This window comes from Vibrio sp. 1731 (assembly GCF_033339955.1).
Classification (GTDB): Bacteria; Pseudomonadota; Gammaproteobacteria; order Enterobacterales; family Vibrionaceae; genus Vibrio; species Vibrio alginolyticus.
Genome location: NZ_JAWOVO010000065.1, coordinates 1 through 1,784 on the forward strand (window position 1 = coordinate 1; position 1,784 = coordinate 1,784).

Sequence of the window (1,784 nt, forward strand, 5' to 3'; positions counted from 1 at the left end):
GCTTAGCGGAAAGTTCTTTTACCCTCAGCCGAAATGCCTGCCGTTGCTAGACATTGCCAGCCAGTGCCCGTCACTCCCACTCGATTGTAAACAAGCACACAAAACCCTTTAGTGACAACAATTTGCAAGAACTATCAGGCTCAGTGCCATGAAAAATACCATGACCAGATCATGAGGTTGAACACGGCTTGCGCCGGCAGCGTTCACGCTCCTGGTCGGCGATCTCGCCCGGCTGCAATGCTAGCTCAGCATCGGTCATGCGCTCCAGCACGTCGCGTAGGCGGATGGTGCAAGGAATGGGCGGCAGCTCGAACTCATAGCCGCCGGCGATCATTTCGGCCGCAATCTCCTCGGTGATGAAAAACGGCTCGTCGTCTTGGTTCGGCTTCTTCATGCCCTTTCCTCCTGGCGCTCATCCTGGCCGACAGCGGCCAGGGCATCGGCTTCCGTCAATGCGTCCTCCACGAACGCGCCGTGCTGCTTCGCTTCGGCCTGGCTGACCTCGGCCCATATCCGTTTCACCTGGGCCGCACTGTACCCGGCCAGCTCGGCGGTCTTGTTGATGCTGTAGCCGGACTTGCGCAGCGCGACAACTTGGGCGCGGCGCTTCGGATCAGCACGGCGGCCCTTGTACCGCCCGGCCTGGCGGGCCAACTCAATGCCTTGGCGCTGGCGTTCGCGCCTGTCCTCGTAGTCGTCGCGGGCCATCTGCAAGGCCAGGCGAAAAAGCATGATCTGCACGGCTTCCAGCACGATCTTGGCGACGCCCTGGGCCTCGGCCGCCAGGTCGGATAGATCGACCACGCCAGGGACGGCCAGGCGTGCGCCTTTGGCCTGTATCGAGGCCACCAGGCGCTCGGCCTCGGGCAAAGGTAGGCGGCTGATGCGGTCGATCTTCTCGGCAATGACCACCTCGCCGGGCTGTAGGTCGCCGATCATGCGCAGCAGCTCAGGCCGGTCGGCGCGTGCGCCGGATGCCTTCTCACGGTAGATGCCGGCGACGTAGTAGCCGGCGGCCTTCGCGGCCGTAGTGATCGCCTCTTGGCGTTCCAAGTCCTGCGCGTCGGTGCTGACGCGCAGATAGACCCGCGCCACCATCGGCGCGGCTACTGGCTTCGTCCTGCGCATACTTGCGGGCTCCTTTGGGCATACGCAAAGTGTCCGGTCATGCTACCCCCGGCCAAAAAGGCCGTCATGCGATTTATCTTGGCCGGGTCGTTATTGGCGGGTCTAAATGGCCGCTCCGTGGATCTCATCGCCAGAAATGGCGATGCGAGATCCAGGGCAGGGCGGCCGCCATCGTCAGACCTGGCGATGGTCGACGCCGGCGCGCATCGTCGGATGTGGCGATGCGAGCTCGAGGTCGGTGGCCACCGCCGGCGACCTGGTGCCATCGTCGGCAATGGCGATGCTGCAGCTCGACGTGCGCGGCCTGGTCGTCTCGGCATCGTCGGATGCGGCGATGCTCGAGCGAGGCGAAAAAAAACCGCCTCGGGGTGTCCGAGGCGGCAAGTCTGCATGCGGTTCAGGGAGGAAGAAACCGCGCCGGCGATCAGGGAGGAAAACCGCGCGGCCTGATGTGCAGCTCGGCCACTTTAGCCGGATTTTTCGACTTATCCGATGCGAGCGGCCCGCCGTGGGCGCTGCTCGATCTGCTGTTGCTTTTTCTCGACGTGCTTCTGCTCCTGGTGCTGCTGCTCGTCGCGCGGCACTGTTGCAAAGTTAGCGATGAGGCAGCCTTTTGTCTTATTCAAAGGCCTTACATTTCAAAAACTCTGCTTACC

3 protein-coding genes are annotated in these 1,784 nt (G+C 62.7%); 1 reads left to right on the forward strand and 2 read right to left on the reverse strand.

Going from position 1 to position 1,784, the window contains the following annotated elements; all coding sequences use genetic code 11:
- Positions 1–169: 169 nt before the first annotated feature.
- Together R7035_RS25140 and R7035_RS25145 are read right to left on the reverse strand one after the other, a co-directional pair.
- Positions 170–394 carry a hypothetical protein gene (locus tag R7035_RS25140; RefSeq protein WP_000743213.1) on the reverse strand — a complete coding sequence of 75 codons (225 nt, stop codon included), beginning with the start codon at positions 392–394 and terminating at the stop codon, positions 170–172.
- A complete protein-coding gene (locus R7035_RS25145) occupies positions 391–1,128 on the reverse strand; it encodes a recombinase family protein (protein ID WP_001366550.1) in 738 nt (245 codons plus the stop codon). Before R7035_RS25145 ends, R7035_RS25140 begins: the two co-directional genes overlap by 4 nt.
- A 326-nt stretch (positions 1,129–1,454) precedes the next feature.
- Here R7035_RS25145 and R7035_RS25150 point away from each other — a divergent pair.
- Positions 1,455–1,784: hypothetical protein (locus tag R7035_RS25150; protein ID WP_170868628.1), on the forward strand; the 330-nt coding region annotated here is incomplete at its 3' end.

Coding starts and splice junctions, on each gene's coding strand:
- R7035_RS25140 (WP_000743213.1), bottom strand. CDS start 394: ATGAAGAAGCCGAACCAAGACGACGAGCCGTTTTTCATCACCGAGGAG.
- R7035_RS25145 (WP_001366550.1), bottom strand. CDS start 1,128: ATGCGCAGGACGAAGCCAGTAGCCGCGCCGATGGTGGCGCGGGTCTAT.